The sequence below is a fragment of the Fibrobacter sp. genome, from assembly GCA_024399065.1.
Taxonomy (GTDB): domain Bacteria; phylum Fibrobacterota; class Fibrobacteria; order Fibrobacterales; family Fibrobacteraceae; genus Fibrobacter.
Genome location: JAKSIB010000080.1, coordinates 1 through 2,372, shown reverse-complemented (window position 1 = coordinate 2,372; position 2,372 = coordinate 1). Strand labels below are relative to the sequence as shown.

The window sequence follows — 2,372 nt, the reverse complement described above, 5'->3', positions numbered from 1 at the left end:
TGGTGACTGGGGCTAAGTCGTAACAAGGTAGCCGTACCGGAAGGTGCGGCTGGAATACCTCCTTTCTGGAGCGGGTGGGCGCAGTCAGGCGTCGGTGCCCTTCCGTCCTTTCAGGCTGGCTGATTGCCGTAGATGATGGAACATGGGGGTGGCTTGGGCCGTCCCGCCGCGCGGAGGCCGCGCGGCGCAGGCAAGTCGAACGGAGTCCTGTAGCTCAGTCGGTTAGAGCACCACACTGATAATGTGGGGGTCGGCAGTTCGAGTCTGCCCGGGACTACTGGGAGGTCCCCGGGGGATTAGCTCAGCCGGTAGAGCGCCAGCTTTGCAAGCTGGAAGTCAAGGGTTCGAGTCCCTTATCCTCCACTCCGGCCCCGCGCCGCGGGGCGAGGTTCTTTGACATGATGGAAGGAGACACGAGATAACGAGAAACGAGAGAAGAGCACAAGAGCTAGACGAGCGGCACCGGGCCGGATGGGCCCGGGTGCCGGGTGATGTCGTGCGGATACGCGAAGTATCCGAGGGCGCACGGTGGATGCCTTGGCTCCCGGAGGCGATGAAGGACGTGACAAGCTGCGAAAAGCCGGGGCGAGCCGCAAATGGGCTTCGACCCCCGGATGTCCGAATGGGGCAACCCGGCAGGCAGGAGGCCTGCCATCCGCTCAGAGCGGAGGCGAACCCGCCGAACTGAAACATCTAAGTAGGCGGAGGAAGAGAAAACAAAAGTGATGCCGCGAGTAGTGGTGAGCGAAAGCGGCGGAGCCCAAACCGGCGCCGTCAAGGCGGCGCCGGGGTTGTAGGACGCCCGAAGGACGGCGAGCCGGCAGCGGAAGAGGCCTGGAAAGGCCCGCGGCACAGGGTGACAGCCCCGTACGCGAAGCCGGCGGACCGCGGGGGCGGATCCTGAGTAGGGCGGGACCGGAGGAATCCTGCCCGAATCCGGCGGCACCATCCGCCAAGGCTAAACACTCCCGGGAGACCGATAGCGCACGAGTACCGTGAGGGAAAGGTGAAAAGCACCGCGGACAGCGGGGTGAAACAGAACCTGAAACCGTGCGCCCGCAAGCTGTGGGAGCCCCCTTGGGGGTGACCGCGTGCCTTTTGCATAATGAGCCTACGAGTTGCTCCTCGCCGGCGAGGTTGAGCGCCTTGAGGCGCGCAGCCGGAGCGAAAGCGAGTCCGAACAGGGCGCCGGAGTCGGCGGGGGCAGACGCGAAACTTTGTGATCTACGCATGGCCAGGCTGAAGGTCGGGTAAAGCCGGCTGGAGGGCCGAACCGTCTTCCGTTGAAAAGGATCCGGATGAGCTGTGCGTAGGGGTGAAAGGCCAATCAAACTGAGAGATAGCTCGTACTCCCCGAAATGCCTTTAGGGGCAGCCTCGGGCCAGAGCCACGCGGAGGTAGAGATACTGATTGGGCGCGGGGGCTTCACCGCCTACCAACCCCAGCCAAACTCCGAATGCCGCAGGGTGTTCCTCGGGAGAGAGGCGGCGGGTGCTAACGTCCGTCGCCGAGAGGGAAAGAACCCGGACCACCGGCCAAGGTCCCGGAGAGGGCGCTGAGTTGCGTTAACGAGGTCCGACTGCACTGACAGCTAGGATGTTGGCTTGGAAGCAGCCATTCATTTAAAGAGTGCGTAACAGCTCACTAGTCGAGCGGTCGGGTGTGGATGATGAGCGGGCATCAAGCGCCCCACCGAAGCCGTGGGGTACCATGTACCGGTAGGGGAGCATTCCGGTCTGCGCCGAAGGCGCGCCGCGAGGCGCGCTGGAGCGTCCGGAAAGGCAAATGTAGGCATGAGTAACGACAATGCGGGCGCGAAACCCGCACACCGGAAGTCCAAGGGTTCCTGATCAACGCTAATCGGATCAGGGTCAGCCGGGTCCTAAGGCGAGCCCGCCGCAGCGGCGGGGCAGCCGATGGGTGACGGTTCAACAATACCGTGCCGGCGCGCGCTGCGACGCGGGGACGGGGCGAGGAGGTGTCCGCCTGCCGACGGAACGGCAGGTTGAAGCCGCAGGGCGACGACGCGCGAGTGAAGTGCCGCGCGCCCGCCCTTCGGCGAGAGTACGCCGGGGCTTCGGCCGAGGCGACAGCGACACGGAGGGGCCCCCGAGAAAATCCGCTAAGCTTCAGGCGCGCGCCGCCCGTACCGCAAACCGACACAGGTGGACGAGGAGAGTATCCAAAGGTGCTCGAGTGAGTCATGGCCAAGGAATTAGGCAAATTTACCCTGTAACTTCGGGAGAAAGGGTCCCCCCGGGAGGGGGGCGCAGAGAAATGGCCCAGGCGACTGTTTAGCAAAAACACAAGGCTTTGCGAAACCGAAAGGTGAAGTATAAGGCCTGACACCTGCCCGGTGCCGGAAGGTTAAG

2 tRNA genes and 2 rRNA genes are annotated in these 2,372 nt (G+C 64.0%); all 4 read left to right on the top strand.

The features are described from left to right. Window positions 1–65 (top strand): 16S ribosomal RNA (locus MJZ25_16480); the annotation flags it as partial. A gap of 138 nt (window positions 66–203) precedes the next feature. Beyond that, a tRNA-Ile gene (locus tag MJZ25_16475) sits at window positions 204–277 on the top strand. 13 nt (window positions 278–290) lie between these two features. Continuing rightward, window positions 291–363, top strand: a tRNA-Ala gene (locus MJZ25_16470). Between the two features lie 142 nt (window positions 364–505). After that, window positions 506–2,372 (top strand): 23S ribosomal RNA (locus MJZ25_16465); the annotation flags it as partial.